Below are 1,383 nucleotides of genomic sequence, written 5' to 3'. Positions count from 1 at the left end.
TGCTCATAGCTTTCTTCGATGTGTTCAGCTTTGCGTTTTTGCTTCTCGGTGTATTTGTCTTTGTCTCCACGGGGCATGACCGTCACTCCTGAAAGGCTCTAAGTGAACGGTTGAACACCTGCCCTTCGGCAGAGTGCCGAAAAATGGACAAACGGCTGCAGCAGGTACCTGATCCGTCGGCATCCGATTCGAGGGATATTCCGTCGCCTGTTCGCTCACTTGCATGCTCAAGCCATAGGCGGCTTATCGGTTGAAAAAATCGATGCATTAAGCGCTCACACGTAGCAGATTTTCGAACACATTCCATAGCACCCCACTGATGCGTACCAAGTCACAAGTTAAAGGGTATTCTGTGGAGAACGCCGCGATGCAGTCTGATGAAGCGAATGAACTGAAACGATGCCGAGCCCTTGCTCTTGAACAGAATCAACGGCTGCTCGGCGAGGCGCATCGACGCCTCCAGCAAGCGGAGCAAATTTTGACTCACCCCCAATTGGATGCGGAGCAGTTCGAACGCTATATACGACTGAAAGCCTCAGCGCTGCGCTGCTATGCCGACGCATCAGAACACCTCGCTGTAATCGACAGGGACTTCCCTGAGCCCCCGGCCAGCAACGACGTTGCGCACACCCTGGCGCCGGCATCGGCCGCCACGAACGACGAGCATTATCACGTGCGTACGCTCGCGTTCACCGACTGAACAAGGGCCTTCCTTACACGACACGCCTGTTTTTTGAGCGTCGGGCTGAACTAGACTGGCCGCTTTTGTCCTTCCGATGAGAATCCTGCTATGAGCGCTGACGATAACAAAACCGCATTACCGCAGCGCAAAGAGATAGTGCCGAGCGAGCTGCCATTTCCGGTGGTTGGCATCGGTGCGTCGGCGGGGGGCATTCAGGCGCTCAAAAAATTTCTCGAGAACATGCCAGCCGATAACGGTATGGCATTCGTGGTGGTGCTACATCTCTCGCCCGATCACGAAAGCGTCATTGACAGAATTCTCGCCTCAAGCACCAAAATGCCCGTTCTACAGGTGACCGGGCGTTGCGAGATCAAGCCTAATCACGTGTACGTGTTGTCGCCTGCCAGGCAATTGGCGATGAACGATGGCTACCTGCAGGCCAATGTTGCAACCCGGCCTCAGGGGACTCATGTCGCCATCGATTTGTTCTTTCGAGACCTGGCAGACGTTCACAAGCACCGCGCATTTTGCCTGGTGCTATCGGGAACCGGTTCGGACGGCGCGGTGGGTTTGTCGCGAATCAAAGAGCAAGGCGGCGTGACGCTTGTGCAGAACCCGGAGGATGCGGAATTTGATGGCATGCCACGGGCTGCAATCGAAACGCAGTTGGTGGATGTCATATTGCCAGTTGCCGAGATGCC

The 1,383-nt window shown here is 55.2% G+C and carries 2 protein-coding genes and 1 pseudogene; 2 read left to right on the top strand and 1 reads right to left on the bottom strand.

The window, feature by feature from the left end; genetic code table 11:
- Positions 1-77 (bottom strand): annotated as a pseudogene (locus HP547_RS28775) (termination factor Rho); the annotation flags it as partial.
- A 290-nt stretch (positions 78-367) separates the two neighbouring features.
- On the opposite strand from HP547_RS28775, the gene HP547_RS28770 reads away from it, so the two are divergent.
- Together HP547_RS28770 and HP547_RS28765 are read left to right on the top strand one after the other, a co-directional pair.
- Positions 368-700 (top strand): hypothetical protein, encoded by a 333-nt coding sequence (locus HP547_RS28770; RefSeq protein ID WP_172288889.1) that lies wholly within the window; start codon positions 368-370, stop codon positions 698-700.
- Between the two features lie 90 nt (positions 701-790).
- Positions 791-1,383: chemotaxis protein CheB (locus HP547_RS28765; RefSeq protein ID WP_172288887.1), on the top strand; the 593-nt coding region annotated here is incomplete at its 3' end.

The organism is Pseudomonas sp. CM27 (genome assembly GCF_013179515.1).
Classification (GTDB): domain Bacteria; phylum Pseudomonadota; class Gammaproteobacteria; order Pseudomonadales; family Pseudomonadaceae; genus Aquipseudomonas.
This window is presented reverse-complemented; position numbering and strand designations above follow the sequence as displayed.